The following is an 18,825-nucleotide window of genomic DNA, read 5'->3' on the forward strand; positions in this document are numbered from 1 at the left end:
CTTTCACCTAACCCTTTTCATTTCCATATCATAAGCTTTTTAGTGTGGTTCAAAAAGCTGAAGAAAAGCACAAAGCGATTCTTTCCGAACTTTTTGAACTTCCTCTTTTATTCAGATTTTGTTGAATTTCTTTCAATCATACGGTGAGGTAGGATAATGTTTTGATCTGCAACCTCTTCTTTGTTCATATATTTGGTTAATAAACGCATCGCAACAGCCCCGATATCATACATAGGCTGAACAATGGTAGATAACGTCGGACGAACCATCGTAGCTAATCGTGTATTATCAAAACCAAATACTTCAATGTCCCCGGGAACGTTCAGTCCACGATCCTGTGCACCATGAATCACACCTAGTGCCATTTCGTCCGATGCAACAAACACTGCGCTTGGACGATTTTCAAGTTCTAATAATTGCTCAATCGCTTCCATTCCAGAATCATAAGAATAATCACCATTGATGATTCTTTCCTCGATAACTTCTTTATTATTTTCTTTAACGGCACGAAGGTAACCCGCATATTTTTGATTGTTCATTTCCGTTTCTTCTGTTCCTGTTACAAAAGCAGGGTGCTGATGTCCGTGATCGATTAAAAGGTTTGTCGCTTCATAAGCCGCTTCTTCATAATCAATGTTAACCGATGGAATCGTATGTGTCTCATCTACTGTAGCCGCAAGGACAACTGGTACAGATGCACTCTGGAACTGATTAATATGGTCTTCGGTAATGACACCACCCATATAGACAATTCCGTCCACTTGCTTTTCAAGCATCGTGTTAATAAGGTGCAGTTCTTTATCCTTGTTTTGGTCGGAGTTACTTAAGATAATGTTATATTTATACATGGTCGCAATATCTTCAATCCCTCTCGCTAACTCCGAGAAAAAGATACTAGATATATCCGGGATAATTGCTCCAACCGTCGTCGTTTTCTTACTAGCCAAACCACGAGCTACTGCATTCGGACGGTACCCTAATTGTTGAATCGTGTTTAAAACTTTTTTACGTGTTGCAGGTTTTACATTTGGGTTTCCATTGACAACCCTAGATACGGTTGCCATGGAAACATTGGCTTCTCTTGCTACATCATATATTGTGACAGTCATAACTTTCTATTTCCTCCTCTAACATATCCTTGTCCTATTCGTTCTGCTTTTCATTTATCATACGATACAAAATCTCCATCCGCAACGGTCAGCCTCTATAATCCGTCAATTTTCTATGTTTTTTTCTCTTTTGGACTATTATTTCATCATAATAGCATAAAAATGCGCCTACCGAATTGGTAGACGCCTATTTTTTCTTCTTATTTTTTTAATTCGCTCATAAATTTGTCAAATGTTTCAATATCCATTTGCTGTGCAGAGTCGGACAATGCAACTGCAGGATCTGGATGTACTTCCGCCATTACCCCATCTGCTCCAATAGCTAGAGCTGCTTTTGCTGCTGGAAGTAATAAGTCTCTACGTCCTGTAGAGTGCGTCACATCGACCATTACTGGCAAGTGTGTCTCCTGTTTCAAAATTGGTACTGCCGTAATATCTAAAGTGTTTCGAGTAGCTTTCTCATAGGTTCTAATGCCTCGTTCACAAAGAATGATATTTCCATTGCCTCGAGACATAATATATTCCGCTGCATTTATAAATTCAGCAATTGTAGCAGACAATCCTCTCTTCAGTAAGACTGGTTTATCAACTTCACCTGCTGCTTTTAACAATTCAAAGTTTTGCATGTTACGTGCACCGATTTGAATAACATCAATGTATTCCACTGCTTTTTCAATATCAGCTGGGTTTACGATTTCACTAACGACTGCCAATTCATATTCGTCCGCTACACGTTTTAATATTTTTAATCCTTCTAATCCAAGTCCTTGGAAATCATATGGAGATGTTCTTGGTTTAAAGGCACCACCGCGTAATAATTTTAATCCTTGTTTTTTCACGGCTTCGGCAACAGCAGCTACTTGCTCGTAACTTTCTACCGCACATGGTCCCATAATGAAGTGTTGATTTCCATCTCCAAATCTTTCTCCATTAATCTCAATAACGGTATCTTCTGGCTTTTTCTTTCTGGAAACTAACAGAGCTTTGCGATGGTCATCTTTTTGTAACTCTAGACCTGCTTTGAAGATTTCCTTAAATAAATGAACAATCGTTGAGTCTTCAAACGGTCCGTTGTTTTGTGCTGTAATCTTGTTCAGCATCTCTCTCTCTCGGACTGGATCATAATAGATGGCACCTTGCTTCTCTTTAATTTCTCCAATCTCTTTGACAAGCTCAGCACGACTGTTGATAAGGTTTAAAATCTCTAAATTTACCTCATCTAATTTATCGCGTAACTGGTCTAGTTGCTCATTCCCCAAAAAAAACGCCTCCTGTTTCACAATAATCCTTGAAAAGTGTGATATATTTTTAATAATTAGGGATTATTATAGCTAATATTGAAGCACTTGTCACCAGTAAAGTTTATAATATTTTGTTTATTCATACACTTTTAACAATGTGAAGGAGAAAGATTTTATGAACAATCACATTTTTGCACTAGATATTGGAACAAGAACCGTAGTCGGTATGTTGCTAGAAAAAGAGGGAAAGACATTTAAACTCGTGGACTATGTTGTTCAAGAGCATGCAGAAAGATCCATGCTAGATGGACAAATTCATGATATTGTAGCAGTGTCTCAAGTTATCCGAAACGTAAAAGAAGCATTGGAGCAAAAGCACGGTAGCTTATCAAAGGTCTGTGTCGCAGCCGCTGGTCGCTCCCTGAAAACAATGCGTACAACTGCTACAAAATCGATTGAGCGACAACCACTGATGGACAAAGAAGATATTTTATTTCTAGAATTGAGTGCTGTTCAACAGGCACAGCACCTATTAGCACAAGAAGAAAAGGAAGCGACAAGTACACATTATTATTGTGTCGGTTATTCTGTATTAGAATATAAAATAGATGGAGAGCTTATCGGGTCTCTCATTGATCAACAAGGTACAGAGGTTTCCGTAGAGATTATTGCTACTTTTTTACCAAAGGTTGTTGTGGAATCGTTAATCGCTGCCTTAAATCGTGCGGATTTAGAAATGGAAGCTTTAACGTTAGAACCAATTGCCGCTATCCATGTACTAATCCCTCCATCCATGAGAAGGCTGAATGTCGCCTTAGTAGATATAGGGGCCGGAACCAGTGATATCGCCCTTACGGAAGCTGGTACTATAACCGCCTACGGAATGGTACCGAAAGCTGGAGATGAAATTACCGAAGCGATTAGTGATAAGTTTCTATTAGACTTTCACGATGCAGAAAAGGTCAAACGTGATATTTCTATCGATCATCCTGCAATCATTCAGGATATTTTAGGATTTGAACAAGAAGTAACCTATGAAAACCTTGTTCAAGAAGTAGAGCCAGCCATACAAGAACTTGCATCTGCCATTTCTGAAGAAATTCTTACCCTTAATGGGCGACCTCCTGTGGCTGTAATGCTCGTTGGGGGCGGGAGCCTAACACCAGACCTAACAAGAGTAATATCGGAAAAACTGAAGCTTCCACTCAACCGGGTGGCTGTTAGAGGTATTGATGCCATTCAAGCTATCGAAAAAACAGAGAATCTACCATCTGGACCAGCTTTTGTTACACCAATAGGGATTGCTATTGCTGCCCAAGAACACCCTGTTCAATATATTAGTGTAGAGGTTAATGAAAGATCTGTTCGACTATTTGATATGAAGCAGCTTAACGTTGCCGATTGTCTCCTTGCTGCTGGTATTCATCTGGATCATCAGTACGGCAAACCTGGAATGGCCTTGATGGTTACGGTGAACGGACAAGCTGTTACAATCCCCGGAACTTATGGTACACCACCAAAGCTCCAATTAAATGGGGTTCAAACAAGCCTTGATCATCCGGTTAAACATGGTGACGAATTGACCTTGGAAAAAGGGAAGGACGGAGAAGCACCTGTCATCTCGGTCGTAGAATTATTAGACGAGGTTCCAGCTTATACCGTTCACTTTAATGGAAAGGCTTATGATGTAGAAAGTGAGATCGTAGTGAACGGAAAAAAAGTCACCCGCAGCTACTCGGTTAAAGATCGAGATCAAATTGAATGTATCCCTATAAAGACAATTGAAGACTTCTTCCGCCATATTGGTTTTTCTATGGAAGAAGAAAAACCTTTTACTGTCCATATAAATCACAAAAAACACACCATTCCTAATAAAGAAACGAAGTTGCTTACAAATGGGCGAGTTGTTCAGTTAAAAGATCCAATTAAAGACGGCGATCAAATTGATTTCCAAAAAAGAGCCAGTCTCACCGTTCGTGAATTGCTAACCTACTTAGAAATTGGTGCTCAGGTTAAACTGCCAGTTTTGTTTAATGGAGAGAAAATTACATTATCACAGAATGTTGCCACAGTGCTAAGAGGAAAGGAAACTCTTAGCGAAAACAATGAAATCCAACCTGGTGATTCTTTAACCATTCAAAAAGAAGAGTTCAGCGGATTTATTTTTCAAGACATCTTTCAGCACATATCATTAGATATCACGTCAATCAAAGGAAATGTCGTGATTGAAAAAAACGGAGTATCTGCTTCGTTCCATGAACCATTAGAGGAAAACGATTCAATTGTGATTTCTTGGGATTCTTAGGGAGTAATGATAGAGTTCCCAGCATTGCACAGCACAGTTCATGACATAAAAAAATAACCCGCTTGGGTTATTTTTTTATGAGCTTCTGTTTTTCTTTTAATGTCTCCAACTTAATCTGATTATGAGAGTCATGCCATACCACATTTTTGCCTGAAAAAGCCAATACTTGTGGTGATTCATGTTTTATGCCAAATTGTTCCGCTATCCCGTTAGACAGTTCTCTAGCGTCTTGTACGTGCAAAATAAAAAGGGGTACCTCCGCTTCTTCTTGAAAAGCATCAAAAGCTGATTTTGCCCGTGCACTTATCGGGCAGGTTAGGCTATGCTTCATAAGAAAAAATGCATCATTCTGTTCCAACATTTGATCAAAAACTTGCTTTGTTTGTACAAGTTTCATCTCCATAAATAAACTCCTTCCATGGATAAAGGGCCTACTGTATCCATTTCACCAGTAGCCCCTTAACTTTGCCTTTACTATATTATTGGTTTTGGTTTGTATTTACGCTATTCAAAGCGGCTTCCACAGCTTCACTAACTTCTTCTGTAGAGTCGGCTTCCGTGTTTCGGTATGAATTCACTTTATCCTGAATTGTTTTGGAAGTTTGCTTCACACGTTCTCCAAGTTGTTGTGATTTTTCTGAAACATTTTTCGTGAATTGACCAGATGCATCTACGGCATAGTCTCGCCACTCGGTCCCTTTGTCATATGCTACATCTTTCCAATCAGAAGCTCTATCCTTCACATATGTGGCACCTGTATTTAAATCTTCTCGGAGCTCTTTCCCTGACTTAGGTGCAAATAACAGCGCTACGGATGCTCCAACAATCCCACCAATTAAGGATCCAATTAAAAAGTCTTTGGTATTCATATCGTCGTTATGATTGCTCATGTTCAATTCCTCCATCCTTTTATTCTGTTTCTTTTCTCTTACGCTTATTCCATAAATCTAATGCAACATTTCCCCATTTCATCGCTTGTGCCGTTGCATTTTTATTTTGTTCTGCAGAGGATGCTACACTCGATGACAATGTTTTTAAAGACTGATTAAATTCCTGAACGGTTTGTCCAATTCCTTTAATTCCTTCAAATAAAGTGTTCATCTTCTGTGACTTCTCATTGATATCCTCTGCAAGTTTGTTCGTTTTATTTAATAATGCGGTTGTCTCAATTGTGATACCTTCCATCTGCTTTTCTAGTCCTTCTAGTGTATCAGCAACATTACTCATTGTTCGTTGCGTAGCTTTTAATACTTTGGCTAAGTAAATGACCAAGACAGCAAAAGCTACGGCCGCGATGAGTGCTGCTATGTAAAGTAAATTTTCCATCCTTTCAACTCCTTTTGCAATGTGTACTATGTTCTTGGAAGGTAATCTTTTCACATGTCCCTGTAAAAAGATTACCCTTTACCGCTTAGGTTAAACATCTGATTTCATTTTACCAAACATGTTAGAAAAGGGAAATTAAACTCATTTTCTTTTAGTATCCCCGATCCTAATCGAATCATGAATGTCTTCGTAAAAAACCGGTACAAGGATATCCCTTATACCGGTTCATTAATTAGTTGAGTTCACTTTCGATGGAGGCCTCATAGGCTTGCTGGTACTTTTGAATATCCCCAGCTCCCATAAAAATGAGCACGCTATCTTCATACTGTTTTAAATCTTCAATATTATCTAGATCCAATAAATGGCAATCCTCAATTAAATCTTTTAAATCGTCGATAGTCAATTTCCCACTATCTTCTCTTGCTGAGCCAAAAATGTCACATAAATAAACCTGATCGGCTAAATTTAAGCTTTCCGCAAATTCTGTCAAGAATGTCTTCGTCCTTGTGTACGTATGTGGCTGAAAAATCACTGTTACCGGACGATACGGATATTTTTTCCTTGCTGCATCAATTGTCACTTCAATTTCTTTCGGATGATGCGCATAATCATCAATTAGAATTTGATTTCCTACCTGCTTCTCTGAAAAGCGTCGTTTAACACCTTGAAAGCTGTGGATTTTCTTAATTTCTTCTGCTTTCATGCCTTCATAATGACATATCGCAATAACGGCTAACGCATTCAAAACGTTGTGATTGCCATAGGATGGGATTGTAAAGGAATCATAGAAAGTATTCCGTACGAACACATCAAAAGTGGTTCCATCTTCATCCTCAAAAACATTTTGGGCTTGGAAATCATTCGTATCCGCAAAGCCGTAATACATAACCGGAACCTTCGCTTGGATTTGCTGAAGATATTCATCGTCCCCACAGGCTACAATTCCTTTTTTCACTTTCTCAGACATTTGTTGGAATGATTGGAATACATCCTCTATACTCGAAAAGAAGTCTGGATGGTCAAAATCAATATTCGTCATAATTGCGTAGTCTGGTTCGTATTCGAGAAAATGGTTTCGATACTCACAGGCTTCAAAAACGAAGTATTTGCTGTCCGGATTTCCAACTCCAGTACCATCTCCGATTAAGAAGGAGATTGGATACGTTTGGCTTAATACATGGGATAACAACCCTGTTGTAGAAGTTTTTCCATGTGCACCTGTTATCGCAATACTTGTGTATTTCTTTAACCATTCACCGAGAAACTCATGGTAGCGATAAAAGGGTAGCCCTAGTCGCTTTGCTTCCACAATTTCTTCATGCTCATCCGAAAAAGCATTCCCAGCAATAATCGTTAGTCCTTCTTTAATATTATCTTTGGAAAAAGGTAATATGGTAATGTCCTTATTCTCGAGTGCTTCTTGTGTGAAGAATCTTTTTTCTACGTCTGAACCTTGTACGGTTTCTCCTGAGTCATCTAGAATTTGTGCCAATGCACTCATTCCAGTCCCCTTTATACCAATGAAGTGGTAAGTTGTCATATAAGAACCTCCAAAAAAAGAGTCATGTATATCTGTCTATGTAAATACATATATGCACATAATAACTCTATGGTTAACTATTCAATTATAGCAAAATGCGTTGAAACTTCAATGCATCAACGCATAACTACTCTTTATGATTGCTCAAAATACTCTACCTTTTCCAATCTAGGATTCGGACGATATTTTCTACCTTCTTTAGCTTGTGGTTCCCCGTTTAATAATACATTATCTCCTGTGAAGGACACCCCAATACTTAATAAGCTTCTTCCTACCCCATATAGATCAACAGGTACACCAAGTTTTTCAAACTCTCTTATCCGCTTTTCCTCAAACCCACCACTAGCGATAATCTTAACATGCTGAAATCCTTCTTGATCTAATGCTTTTCGCAGTGCAAAAATTAATTCCGGGTTTACCCCTCGCGGATCAAATTTACCCATTAAATGCTGGTTTCTCAAAAAATATTTATCGACCATATTTTTAGAAGTATCAACCCGTACACCTTTTAATGTTTCTCCAAACTCCCTAGCTACTTTTAAGGAGTCGTTAATAACATCATTGTTATAATCGACAAGTACCATTAACTCATCATTTGGGTACATTTCATTGTAAGCCTTCGCAGCAGCTACTATATCGCCTTGGAACATTTGAATCATGGCGTGTGGCATGGTTCCCATACCTTCTTTTCCCCACCATTCGTTCATGGCATGTGTAGCTTGAGCTGTAGATCCCCCGATAAAAGCCGCATAACCATCTCCAGCTTGTTGAGTGTAGTGGTCATCACGATCTCCCATAAATATAACTGGCTTTTGTGTACCAGAGGTTCTTGCTGCTTTTACGACATTATATACATTGGTTGCGACAGATGTTCTTCTTGCTAATATTCCATCAATGATTCCTTCTAAGTACCCGAAGTCTTGATAAGGGCCTGTTACAGTAAGAACAGTTTCGTATGGAGAAACCTTGTCTCCATCCTTTAGAGAGTAAATGTCTAATTTGTCTGGATTTTTCGCGAATGTATGTAACAAAGCAATGGCTTCATCTGTTCCACATAAAACGGCATCACTCTTCTGAAAGAATTGCATCGTAATTTTGTTATTCGAAATATACTTTTCCGCAATTTCCTTCGTTTTTAAAAAGTAAACCGCAGAAAACCAACCTTCTCCAATGCGGTCGTCAAATTTAAAGGTTTTATTTGTCAAACGCTCAATGTCGCCTTTTAGCTTCCGACTTATTTCTTTCATTCTCATAGCCCCTTAAAAAGTCATTTCCATCTAGCTTTCCACACCATACAAATTATATCATATAAGAATCCATTCCCTTCGACAAGTATTATCGTTAGTTAACCTGGCCATAAAAAAGACATAGTTCGACTAAAGTGGAGAGCACTATAAATGAAAAACAATTTATTTTCATCATCACTTTGTCACCTAATGGGACATACAAAAAGCTTGAATAATATGATTTCCTCCATTACTTGAATCCTAATCAGTAACAGGAATTAACAGATGCGAAAGTTCTTCGCGGAACTTATAGAAATTAAGTCATTGTTTATATTAGAATAAAAAGAATCATCCTCTAGGTAGAAAGGATGAAGGATCATTCCGAACTATATTCCCTTCCTAATCCTAATCATTATCAGTATAGTAATTTCCACTTTCACATGGCGTAAAGCGGCAAATAATAAAGTGGTTCCATTTTATTTGTGTATAGCTGGATTAATCTATTTATTCGAGTATGTACTTCTTGTATTATTTGAAAGTTATGAGTACTTCCCAGGAGTATTCAGAGACGACTACTTCAATAATATTCTTGGAGCTAATATATCAAATGGATTCATTGTGCCGTCAGTTACCGTTTTTATTTCGGTGTATAATCTAGGCTTTTGGTGGATTATTCTTATCATCATCGGATTTGTTGGAATTGAAGAATTGTTTATGTATCTAGGTGTGTACCACCATAACTGGTGGAAAACTGTTTATACTAGCGGTGGTCTGCTTCTAATTTTCTTTCTAGGTAAGTATATATGGCGTTTGATTCGATACCATTCAAATCAGTTTACACTGCGAGTAGCCGTACTTTATTTTGTCAACGTAGTCACGCAGGGTACATTCATGTTTTATTTAGTAGCCATTTTCCACCTGTTTTTATTCCAAGTCAGTTGGTTTGACGATCCTTCAAGAGGTCATATTGCCTTTGTCACTTTGTACTTTTTCATCGATTCGGTTTTTTATAGTTTAATGGTTGTTTCCAAGATTAAATGGTTTTATCAAGCCTTGTTCATTATTGGCTTGACTTGTGTAAATGTATTGCTCCAACAAATAGGAATACTTAAGGTTTCAGGAAATTGGGTAATTGCTTTGATAACATTCCTTCAATTAGGTGAATTGTTCTTACTCATTAATTTGCGGAACCTTTTGTTCAATAATATGTTGACGAGGTAGTAAATTATTTTGAACAGTTGGTGTGACAGAAAACAGGGGACTATGTCGCAATTGTCCTTACTGAAGAGGCTTTAGATAGGGTCTACTAGGGAAATTCCCTTGTTGCTTTGCACCAAGAAAGCTCCCTTCAAAGGGCTTCAGTCAATTGCTGCCCGAAGCATTCTTTGCATTTTCCTAGGACGCTCGTTCCAAGTCCGCGGAAAGCGTAATATATTTCAAGAACGGCGGTAATTCACTTTCTTATCTCAAGCTGAATTTTATACTCTCTTCTCTTATCAAAAAAGTAGTTCTATTAAGGGGTACAAATGGTGTTTGTACTCCAAAACGGAACTACTTAGACGATTGGTATGCTTTTAACTTAACAGTAATTTCCTCATAAAAGTGAACTGCATACTTTTACAAAGGCTATCTTAAGAGGGCATATGGAAAGACGAATGACTTACTAATACATCTCTCGGCTTACTTCCTTTTTGCTCAGAGATAATGCCATTGGCTTCCATACTATCAATCAATCTTGCTGCTCGGTTATACCCTATTTTAAACCTTCTCTGAAGAAGAGAGGCACTAGCGCTATTTTGTTGGATAACAAAATCAACGGCCTCCAAATAAATTTCATCTTCTTCCTCTTCAACGCTAACTTGCTCTAGAAGTTGTTCTTGCTCAAATAGGTACTGAGGTGGTGCAGATTTGCGAACATAGTTTGTCACACGTTCGATTTCATCATCGGATACAAATGCTCCTTGAATACGAACAGACTGCCCAGCACCGTTCTCTACAAACAGCATATCACCTCTTCCTAACAACTTTTCTGCTCCGCTGACATCGATAATCGTTCTTGAATCCACTTGTGAGGATACACTAAAAGCAATCCGTGTAGGAACGTTTGCTTTAATTAATCCTGTGATGACATCAACAGATGGCCGTTGTGTAGCAAGCAATAGGTGAATTCCACATGCTCGTGCCTTTTGTGCAATCCGGCAAATCGCATCCTCTACATCCTGTGGAGATACCATCATTAAGTCAGCGAGCTCATCAATGACAATGATGAGATAAGGTAGCTTGTCTGACTTTCGATTCTGTTTCTCCATTTTTTGATTGTAGCGCTCAACATCTCGAACACCTTCGTGTACAAATTTTTCATAGCGCTCTTCCATTTCATTCACTGCCCATTTTAAAGCATGGGTGGCCGCTTTCACATCCGTGATTACTGGGGCAACTAGATGCGGGAGGTCGTTATATGGCGCAAGCTCTACCATTTTCGGGTCGATGAGTAGGAATCTTACCTCCTCATGGCTCGCCTTGTACAATAAGCTAATCAAAATAGAATTAATACAAACACTTTTCCCAGATCCGGTTGCCCCGGCTATTAAACCGTGCGGCATTTTCTTTAGGTTGGTGACGACAGGTCGACCCGCAATATCAAGGCCCAAAGCTACCGTTAAAGGCGATTGGTCGGACTGAAAAGCTGGTGACTCTAGTATTTCCTGTAAGCCTACTGGTTGGGAAACTCGATTAGGAACTTCGATTCCTATTGCGTTTTTACCTGGAATAGGTGCTTCCATTCGAATATCCTTGGCTGCTAGATTCAGCTTGATATCATCACTTAAATTTTTGATTTTACTAACCTTCACACCCATTTCAGGTTGAATCTCGAATCTTGTGACAGAAGGTCCCGTCATTGCGTTTACGACTTTCGCACGAACATTAAAATGCTTAAGAGTCGTTTCCAACAAGTCAATTTGTTCACGAACCCAATGTTCATCGGCCCCTTTTGTAAAGATAGGATCATTCAATAAGTGAATAGGTGGAACAACTTCTTTTTCCACTTCCTTTATTTCAGGTTGAGCTTGGACTGGTTGTGTTTGTTGTTGTACGGGTTGTGCTTCTTGCTTCTTCCAGTTAACCTTTTTATCACTTGGTGTCATCATCACATTAAATGGAATGCTCGTTGATTCTTTTTTCTCTTGATGAAGATCTACTCTTTTTATAGGCTGAGCTACTTTCCTATCTTGTTTTTGTTGCGTCTCTACCATTTCTTCCTTTGTTTCTATTCGAGTATCTGGAGGAACTGTGTCTTCTTGCTGGTTCTGTATTTCTTCTATAGGTTCATTTTTGGCTAGATTCCTAGTTTCATTCTTTAATTCCGGTCTATGTTCCTCCGCTTCTGTCCATGCGGAAGATCGTTGATACCGAATGGAGCGAGTTTGCTTGGACCATGTAATATCTTTTCGTAAAAACGCAGGAATGTTTTCAATTTCCTTTCTCAAACGTGACTGACGATTGCTCCCATGTATGGGAGATGGAACTTCACTAGGTTTAAAAGGGTGTTTTCTTTCCTGAACTTCCTTTACTTTCGTTTTACTTTCTTCCATAGCCGGCTGTCTTTTCACTTGCTTTCTTTGAAAAGCAGGGACATCATACTCAATTTTTGGTGTAGGTTCTCTCTTCGTAGTTTGGGTTGGTTCATCTGGAATAAGTGGAAAACGAAACGAGCGTTCACTCGGATATTGATAGGACATTTTCGCTTCTACAGCTTGTCTAGAATCGAGATTGCCGCTTACATATTCTGTTTTAGAAGGGGCTTGTTCGACTTCGTCCATTTCATCTGCAAACCAGCCTTTAATCTTGTTCATTATTCGATGCCACATGACATTCACTCTTTCTAAAATTTTCGTCGAATATTGTTATATGCTATTGTAACACAGGTTGAAAGCTTAGACGGACAATTATTTTTTGGCTAAAGAAAAGAAAAAACCTTTGTCTACACTAAACAAAGGTTTCGTCATCAGTCATTTAGAAAACAAAGGCTTGGCCTGCTTCATATTGATTATCTAACACATAAATTCCTTTTTCCTTTGGAGCATTTGGTAAGCCAAGCTCTTTCATCGAGCAAATCATCCCATGGGAATCTACACCACGTAATTGTGTTGGCTTTATTTCCATTCCACTCGGCATAATCGCACCGACTTTTGCCACCACTACTTTCTGTCCGGCATCAATGTTAGGGGCTCCGCATACAATTTGTAACGTCGCTTCTCCAACATCAACCTGACAAACACTCAACTTGTCTGCATTTTCATGTTGTTCTTTTTCTTTCACATACCCAACTACAAACTTCGGAGAAAAATCTAGTCCAGATCCTTCTTCTAATCCATTTGCTTGGAAAGCCTTTTCTAACTCTGCGACAACACTTTTTTCCACCGGAACTTCATTTAGTTGATCAAGGTTAGAAAAATATTTAGATGCTTGGAATACATTGTAACCAAGTACGGATTGATCGTTCGTATCTATGATTTTCACAATATCTCCAAAGCGTTCAAAAGTCGTCTCATTACGATCCCCTTGTTTGACAGGGATAATCAAAACATCTCCGATTCCCTTTTGGTTATAAAACATGTTCATTCATTCGTCATCCTTTCTCGATTTCTTCGCTGGTCGATTTTTCGCTAAGATAAAGTTTATATAAAGCAAATTGTAATGTAAAAACAATAAAAGTATTGATATATCAGCCTTAAATAGGATAATATAAAAAGTTTAAAAACGCAATATAATGCATGAAACTGAATAGATTTGGGGCTGTTTTGGGGCTAAATTGGGACTTAAAATACTACGTGGGTAGATGATAAGGAAAAAAGAAGAAAGCACCTGCTTATGGTAGGTGCTTTCTTACACAATATGACTATTATGCAGATTCCTCTTCAGCTACTACATTGTCTTTATTGATTTTATTCAACTCCATGAGATGAAATTCTTGATTAATAATTTGCTTGGTTTGCAACTTAATGATCTCACTTAACCCAATGAATAGGCCTCCAGCTAGTATCCCAGCGAACAACCAAGTGGCAAAGATTGAGAATATAAATTCAGAATCATATTCAAAGCCGAATTCTGAATCTACTGAAGAAGAAACATTTCCTAAATATATCCCTAGAATTGCTCCAGCAATCATAATCGCTATTCCTGTGCCGAAAAGGAATGATGCCACTTTATTATCACTATACGTGTATCTAATTTCTTCCCCTCTAACTTCTTTCACTTTCGCAATCGTATCGACTTTAGAATTGTACATAATATCCCCCCCCTCGTATGAATTAATACTAGTTATATTTATTCGACTAATTTTTCTATTATCCTTCAATCGTATTATCTGTAAAAGGACTAGGCTTTCTCAAATCCCCTAACACAGCTTGATGAACACCAGAAAGGTCATGAATCACCGCAACCATTTGATCCTTTCTCTCCTGGTTATCCAATTCCTCTGTGACCTTGATAAGCATATCCATCGCTTTGCTAATTTTTTCTGCATTTTTAAACATGTGAATCCTCTCCTTTAATAAATTTTGTAATTAACTCGGTGTTTTTCGCAGGCGCGTTTTAACTTTTCTTTTCGTGTTTCTGATAGACAAAACCAAACCAAGACAGGGGTGTGACGGTATTGTTTTTCAATCATTCCCGATAGCTCTTTATAACGTTTTATTTTTTCGTAATTAGTCCGCATGGTTTGGACGTTATCTATTTCTACAAAGTGGAATACGTTGTTTTCCGTATATATTGCGTCAGGGATAAGTGTATCTTCATTGAAATTAATTGGATATTCTTTCTTCCAGTCTTTCGGCTGACCCAATGAAATATAAAGGTCGTTGCGCATCAGTGTGTGTTTAATACGATCTCGTTTTAGTTTCGATTGATTGGAACCGACTCGCTCCTTTCCTTTATTTGATAGATAATAGATTTTACTCTCATAACGAATGGAATTAATTAGTTTACTTTTCTCCATACGCTGCAAGATCCGTTGAGCATTACGTTCACCACCTAAATCCTCAACGGATTGCAGCTGCTCTCTCGTTGCAAAATTCATCTCATCCAAACGTAACAAGATTTTCTCCTCTCTCATCTGTCTCTTTTCTTGTTGAAGCACTTTCCTCATACCTCCTTAGTCGATTCCACATGTCTTTATTACTTATATAAGGGGTTTGAACTAGGTGCCTATCCGTTGTGCGATAGATCGCCCTACCCGGATAAGGTAACTTTTCCGCACCTGGTTCATCGATGGCCACTTTGGATTGAATAGAAGTTTCTAATCTGAAGGATATTTTTGCTGAAGAGTTTGCTTTGATCTGATTATCCATTATTTTTGCAGTTGGATACTGGGTTCCAAATATCATCCGATAACCAAGCCCTCCGGAAACTCTTACAATATGGCTCATAATCCGCTGACATGTTGCAGCATGTTTCTTATCAGCATCACTCATACTTTTATCAGGAACCAATTCACCAGCTTCATCGATAAAGATGAATTTTCTATTAGTGATGTTCGTATCTAAAATATTTTCGTGAAAATTACGTTTGAATTCCTTCATAGTTTTCTGTATATCTTTTTCTATTTGTTTTAACGCTACAGCTGACTCTTTATAATTACTAGCAACAACCTTTACTTGTTTTAAAGTAGAATATCGATGAAAAGCCAAACCACCTTTCAGATCCAAAACATAAAACTCTACATCATTTGGATGATTTTCTATAAGAGAAGTCAACATCATTTTAAAAAAAGCCGTCTTCCCCCACCTAGTAGCTCCAGCAACTATCATGTGCGGAATTTTGTCAAAATCATGATAGATCATCCCATCCAATGACAGCCCGATTGGAACGTTCCAACTTTCTAATTTCTGGGACTCGTATTTGTACTTTTCTTTCAAATTCTCTTTATAAACTTTAATCTTCAACACGCTTCTCAGCTCTACTTTTACTGGTCGGTCAAAAACTATGGTAAGGGCTTCTTCTAGAGTAGATGCGTTCGTTAACCCAGGTGGAATATGATAACTATAAATAACCACATCATTATTTTCATGTGTAAAACAATGCTTTGGGAGTTTATCTTTAAACCCAAACTTAATATTCTCAAATACCTGTTCAATCTTTTGTTTATCAGTCAATGGAGAAAACAAAGAACGATGAAGCAAATAGGCGGCTCCCGACCATATTCCAAGTTCCAATAACATAGACAACCTCCTTCCTATTCGTCCGCATATACGTCCGTTTATTCACCCTGCGTCTGTTAAAACGAATATACGGAAGTGATTATTTCAATACATTTAACCAATAAAACAAGCAGTAATTTCAGGACTATAAGAACGAATGAAAAAACGAAAGTTTTTGAATGAGTGATGCGACTTACTAAATCATATGGGCGGATGTAAGTAAGAATGCACGTCCTTACAAATATTTTTGAATTTTTATGTAAATAATATTTGTAAAGGAATCCACCACAATATGTAGAATTAAATATATGGTGATTATAATGAAATCCAATATTGGAGAATTAATCGATCGTAAGGGGTATAGAAAAAAGTTTGTAGCTGAAGAAATGGCAATTTCTCAAAATCAATTATCAAATTGGATTAAGGGGCGCTCATATCCACCAATGGATAAGGCTTTCAAATTAGCTAGGTTTTTAGAAGTAAAAGTAGATGACTTATACGAAGAAGAATAAAAGCAAAAAAAGGAGCCAATACCAATTAAGGTAAAGGCTCCTTTTTTGAAAAATGAATACGAAATTATTTTAAGTTTACTTTGGAGATACTTAAAGTACAAATGGGTAAACTTTAATTTTTGCTGATTAGAAACTTCAATTTATTTAATTCTTCTACCGTATTTTTCATTTACATAAGCTCGACGACCCTCATAAATGACTTCCCACCAACCTGGGATAGATCCAGAGATATTAATTTCTTTCCCTTTTTCAATAGTGGCAAGGTTCTTGCTGTCGGTGGAGGATGGCCGATCACAAATGTATGCTGCATGAGAAACATTAACGATTTCAATCCGCCCTTTTACTGGAATACCTCTAGATTTCCTTTTAGCTGATTTCAATTTGCTTCGTGTGATTGGTCCAATAATACCATCTACTGCAATACCTTGGTCTCTTTGGAACTTGATAACAGCACTTTCGGTTAATGGACCAAAGATGCCGTCAATTCGACCTGTATAGTAGCCTAATTCCTTCAATCGTTTTTGACGTTCCTTAACTGTTGAACCTCTACTACCTTCTTTTAGTAAAGAGTCGTCGGGATCAGACTCTGGTTTAGGTTCTGGCTTACTGGAGGCTTTCCCCAATCCAAAAGCTTTAACAATTCCACTTACATGTCCGAGTGCGATTTTATCTAAAAACGCATCAGATTTTAGTTTTTCTGCATCCTCTTTATTATCGATAAAAAGATTTTCAGTTAACAAAGCTGGCATAGATGACTCTCGAACCATGTGGAAGTTCGCTTCCTTCTCACCTCGGTCTCTACCACCAATCGCATCCATGATTTCATCATGAACGATCCCTCTTAAACGATTAGTCTCTGATTTTCCTGAATAACTTCCGTTGTATGTGTAGGATTCAAAGCCTGCTCCCCCACCTGCGTTGATATGGATTGATAACAGGTAGTCTGCTCCCCAAGCATTGGCGTCATTTGTCCTTTGACTAAGACTCAGAGTCTCGTCAGAATCCCTGCTCAATCGAACTTGCACACCTTCGTAGTTTTTCAGTTCGTCCCGAATCTTCTTAGCGATTATTAATGTTAACACTTTTTCCTGTAATCCGTTAGCTACTGCACCTGGATCACTACCACCATGTCCTGGGTCCATATAAAGTTTAAGCATCTTAATCCTCTCCTTTTCAAAAATAAAAAGGCACTCCGATGAGCGCCCTTACTTCTTAGAATTTGTTTTCTTTTGAGCTTTCAAAGCTTTCTCGCGTAGACCATCTTTAACATAAGTGTTTTTCCATGTTGCGATAACACCAGCTATTAACATGCCTGTGGCAACAAAAAAAGCACCAAATGAATTGATGCTCGCTTCTGTTAACCATTCAAATTTAATATTGAGTGTTGCTAAGAACCCCATTGCAGTCGACAAAAAACCTACAATCAAAATAGAAATGTCTTTGATTTTATTTTTCATTTTAAAACGCCTCCGCTCGAAATTTTTTAAATTCTTCATGTTTTTCGATTTGATGATTGACTAACTTTGCGATTTGGTATTTATCCAAAGTGACAGTTGATTGCTTTTTCAATTTCTTTTCCAGTTCTTCTACACGTTGTTCAAGATATTTAACTCGTTTTGATTTGAACACGTTTCTCACCTCCTTAAAAGGAAAAATCTCCCTTCCTGTCGAAATAAGTAGATTGCAGAAGGGAGGTGACTATTATGAGTAACGAAAAACACATCCAACCGCCTAACATTAATTTGGATGACTTAATTAGGCTTTCTCACCTGGAGATACTTGATTACCTAATTAAAAGGGCAGCCGAAGATGCAGAAAATAAGGATGGTGAATTCAGTCCCGAGGATTTTGCTGAAATCATATCCGAACATTACAAGAATCTTTTTACTAAAGATTTTACAGCTAGATACGAAAAATTAATTAGCGATCATTTTTCGGTAATTCGGCAACTGTTTGATGAGCGATGATTTTACCATCAACAACAATGTTCACTTTTAGAGCTCCCTCGAAAGAGGTGGCTCTATCTTTACTACAATTACTCATTTCATTCCCCTCCCTTCTCTATCGTATCTAAACGCTTATGCGCTTGCTTGGTGGATTCCTCGACCCTAGTCACACGCTCGCCCATATCATTTATTTTTCTCTCGTTGTCTTTTAAATCGTATCGAATGTCATCGACACCCTTTCGGATATAAATAAGTTCTGCTCGAACTGTTGCATCACCCTCGGCATCTGTTTTAACAGTTCCTAATTTCTTTAGTGAATACGTTTGATAGGCAATTGCTAGTGAGAGGATAGCAATTAGTACTCCTATTACAGCTTCAATAGCCATCTCGAACCCCCTGTTTTCAGACATAAAAAATACGC

General features: G+C 38.0%; 21 protein-coding genes. 4 read left to right on the forward strand and 17 right to left on the reverse strand.

Features of this window, described 5'->3' with window-relative positions:
* Positions 1-107: 107 nt before the first annotated feature.
* Positions 108-1,109 carry a catabolite control protein A gene (gene ccpA / locus KO561_RS12705; protein ID WP_231093650.1) on the reverse strand — a complete coding sequence of 334 codons (1,002 nt, stop codon included), beginning with the start codon at positions 1,107-1,109 and terminating at the stop codon, positions 108-110.
* A 200-nt stretch (positions 1,110-1,309) separates the two neighbouring features.
* Entirely contained in the window at positions 1,310-2,368 is a 1,059-nt protein-coding gene (locus KO561_RS12710) for a bifunctional 3-deoxy-7-phosphoheptulonate synthase/chorismate mutase (RefSeq protein WP_231093651.1), read from the reverse strand.
* Between the two features lie 157 nt (positions 2,369-2,525).
* Between KO561_RS12710 and KO561_RS12715 the strand changes: the two genes are divergently transcribed.
* The gene (locus KO561_RS12715; protein ID WP_231093652.1) at positions 2,526-4,655 is read left to right on the forward strand and encodes a cell division protein FtsA; all 2,130 of its coding nucleotides are present in this window, start codon (positions 2,526-2,528) and stop codon (positions 4,653-4,655) included.
* Positions 4,656-4,722: 67 nt separating this feature from the next.
* Here the strand turns inward: KO561_RS12715 and ytxJ are convergent, their stop codons facing one another.
* From ytxJ to KO561_RS12740, 5 genes are all read right to left on the reverse strand, one after another.
* Positions 4,723-5,058, reverse strand: coding sequence for a bacillithiol system redox-active protein YtxJ (gene ytxJ / locus KO561_RS12720; protein ID WP_231093653.1), 336 nt, complete (start codon positions 5,056-5,058; stop codon positions 4,723-4,725).
* A 76-nt stretch (positions 5,059-5,134) separates the two neighbouring features.
* Positions 5,135-5,545 (reverse strand): YtxH domain-containing protein, encoded by a 411-nt coding sequence (locus KO561_RS12725; RefSeq protein ID WP_231093654.1) that lies wholly within the window; start codon positions 5,543-5,545, stop codon positions 5,135-5,137.
* Positions 5,546-5,564: 19 nt separating this feature from the next.
* The gene (locus KO561_RS12730; RefSeq protein ID WP_231093655.1) at positions 5,565-5,981 is read right to left on the reverse strand and encodes a DUF948 domain-containing protein; all 417 of its coding nucleotides are present in this window, start codon (positions 5,979-5,981) and stop codon (positions 5,565-5,567) included.
* A 232-nt stretch (positions 5,982-6,213) separates the two neighbouring features.
* On the reverse strand, positions 6,214-7,521 hold the full coding sequence (gene murC / locus KO561_RS12735; RefSeq protein ID WP_231093656.1) for a UDP-N-acetylmuramate--L-alanine ligase: 1,308 nt from the start codon (positions 7,519-7,521) through the stop codon (positions 6,214-6,216).
* Between the two features lie 134 nt (positions 7,522-7,655).
* Positions 7,656-8,768, reverse strand: a complete 1,113-nt coding sequence (locus KO561_RS12740) for a nicotinate phosphoribosyltransferase (RefSeq protein WP_231093657.1) — start codon at positions 8,766-8,768, stop codon at positions 7,656-7,658.
* A 444-nt stretch (positions 8,769-9,212) separates the two neighbouring features.
* Between KO561_RS12740 and KO561_RS12745 the strand changes: the two genes are divergently transcribed.
* Positions 9,213-9,968: a hypothetical protein gene (locus tag KO561_RS12745; protein WP_231093658.1), complete on the forward strand. Its 756-nt coding sequence runs from the start codon at positions 9,213-9,215 to the stop codon at positions 9,966-9,968.
* A gap of 410 nt (positions 9,969-10,378) precedes the next feature.
* Here the strand turns inward: KO561_RS12745 and KO561_RS12750 are convergent, their stop codons facing one another.
* The 6 genes from KO561_RS12750 to KO561_RS12775 form a co-directional block, all read right to left on the reverse strand.
* The gene (locus KO561_RS12750; RefSeq protein WP_231093659.1) at positions 10,379-12,616 is read right to left on the reverse strand and encodes a DNA translocase FtsK; all 2,238 of its coding nucleotides are present in this window, start codon (positions 12,614-12,616) and stop codon (positions 10,379-10,381) included.
* 145 nt (positions 12,617-12,761) lie between these two features.
* Positions 12,762-13,370: a YtpR family tRNA-binding protein gene (gene ytpR, locus KO561_RS12755; RefSeq protein ID WP_231093660.1), complete on the reverse strand. Its 609-nt coding sequence runs from the start codon at positions 13,368-13,370 to the stop codon at positions 12,762-12,764.
* A gap of 280 nt (positions 13,371-13,650) precedes the next feature.
* On the reverse strand, positions 13,651-14,037 hold the full coding sequence (locus KO561_RS12760) for a hypothetical protein (RefSeq protein ID WP_231093661.1): 387 nt from the start codon (positions 14,035-14,037) through the stop codon (positions 13,651-13,653).
* A 58-nt stretch (positions 14,038-14,095) separates the two neighbouring features.
* Entirely contained in the window at positions 14,096-14,284 is a 189-nt protein-coding gene (locus KO561_RS12765) for a hypothetical protein (protein WP_231093662.1), read from the reverse strand.
* A 14-nt stretch (positions 14,285-14,298) separates the two neighbouring features.
* On the reverse strand, positions 14,299-14,895 hold the full coding sequence (locus KO561_RS12770; protein WP_231093663.1) for a replication-relaxation family protein: 597 nt from the start codon (positions 14,893-14,895) through the stop codon (positions 14,299-14,301).
* Positions 14,828-15,967 carry an FtsK/SpoIIIE domain-containing protein gene (locus KO561_RS12775; RefSeq protein ID WP_231093664.1) on the reverse strand — a complete coding sequence of 380 codons (1,140 nt, stop codon included), beginning with the start codon at positions 15,965-15,967 and terminating at the stop codon, positions 14,828-14,830. The genes KO561_RS12770 and KO561_RS12775 overlap by 68 nt, the downstream gene beginning before the upstream one ends.
* 299 nt (positions 15,968-16,266) lie before the next feature.
* On the opposite strand from KO561_RS12775, the gene KO561_RS12780 reads away from it, so the two are divergent.
* A complete protein-coding gene (locus tag KO561_RS12780; protein ID WP_231093665.1) occupies positions 16,267-16,458 on the forward strand; it encodes a helix-turn-helix transcriptional regulator in 192 nt (63 codons plus the stop codon).
* Between the two features lie 140 nt (positions 16,459-16,598).
* Here KO561_RS12780 and KO561_RS12785 read toward each other — a convergent pair whose 3' ends face one another.
* Genes KO561_RS12785 through KO561_RS12795 form a run of 3 tightly spaced genes read right to left on the reverse strand, consistent with a single transcriptional unit; the run spans position 16,599 to position 18,087 of the window.
* Positions 16,599-17,615, reverse strand: coding sequence for an N-acetylmuramoyl-L-alanine amidase (locus KO561_RS12785; RefSeq protein WP_231093666.1), 1,017 nt, complete (start codon positions 17,613-17,615; stop codon positions 16,599-16,601).
* 48 nt (positions 17,616-17,663) lie between these two features.
* A complete protein-coding gene (locus tag KO561_RS12790; RefSeq protein WP_231093667.1) occupies positions 17,664-17,915 on the reverse strand; it encodes a hypothetical protein in 252 nt (83 codons plus the stop codon).
* Position 17,916: 1 nt separating this feature from the next.
* The gene (locus KO561_RS12795; RefSeq protein ID WP_231093668.1) at positions 17,917-18,087 is read right to left on the reverse strand and encodes a hypothetical protein; all 171 of its coding nucleotides are present in this window, start codon (positions 18,085-18,087) and stop codon (positions 17,917-17,919) included.
* Between the two features lie 74 nt (positions 18,088-18,161).
* On the opposite strand from KO561_RS12795, the gene KO561_RS12800 reads away from it, so the two are divergent.
* Entirely contained in the window at positions 18,162-18,425 is a 264-nt protein-coding gene (locus tag KO561_RS12800; protein WP_231093669.1) for a hypothetical protein, read from the forward strand.
* 77 nt (positions 18,426-18,502) lie between these two features.
* Here KO561_RS12800 and KO561_RS12805 read toward each other — a convergent pair whose 3' ends face one another.
* Entirely contained in the window at positions 18,503-18,790 is a 288-nt protein-coding gene (locus KO561_RS12805; RefSeq protein WP_231093670.1) for a hypothetical protein, read from the reverse strand.
* Positions 18,791-18,825 lie beyond the last annotated feature (35 nt).

The organism is Radiobacillus kanasensis (assembly GCF_021049245.1).
Classification (GTDB): domain Bacteria; phylum Bacillota; class Bacilli; order Bacillales; family Amphibacillaceae; genus Radiobacillus; species Radiobacillus kanasensis.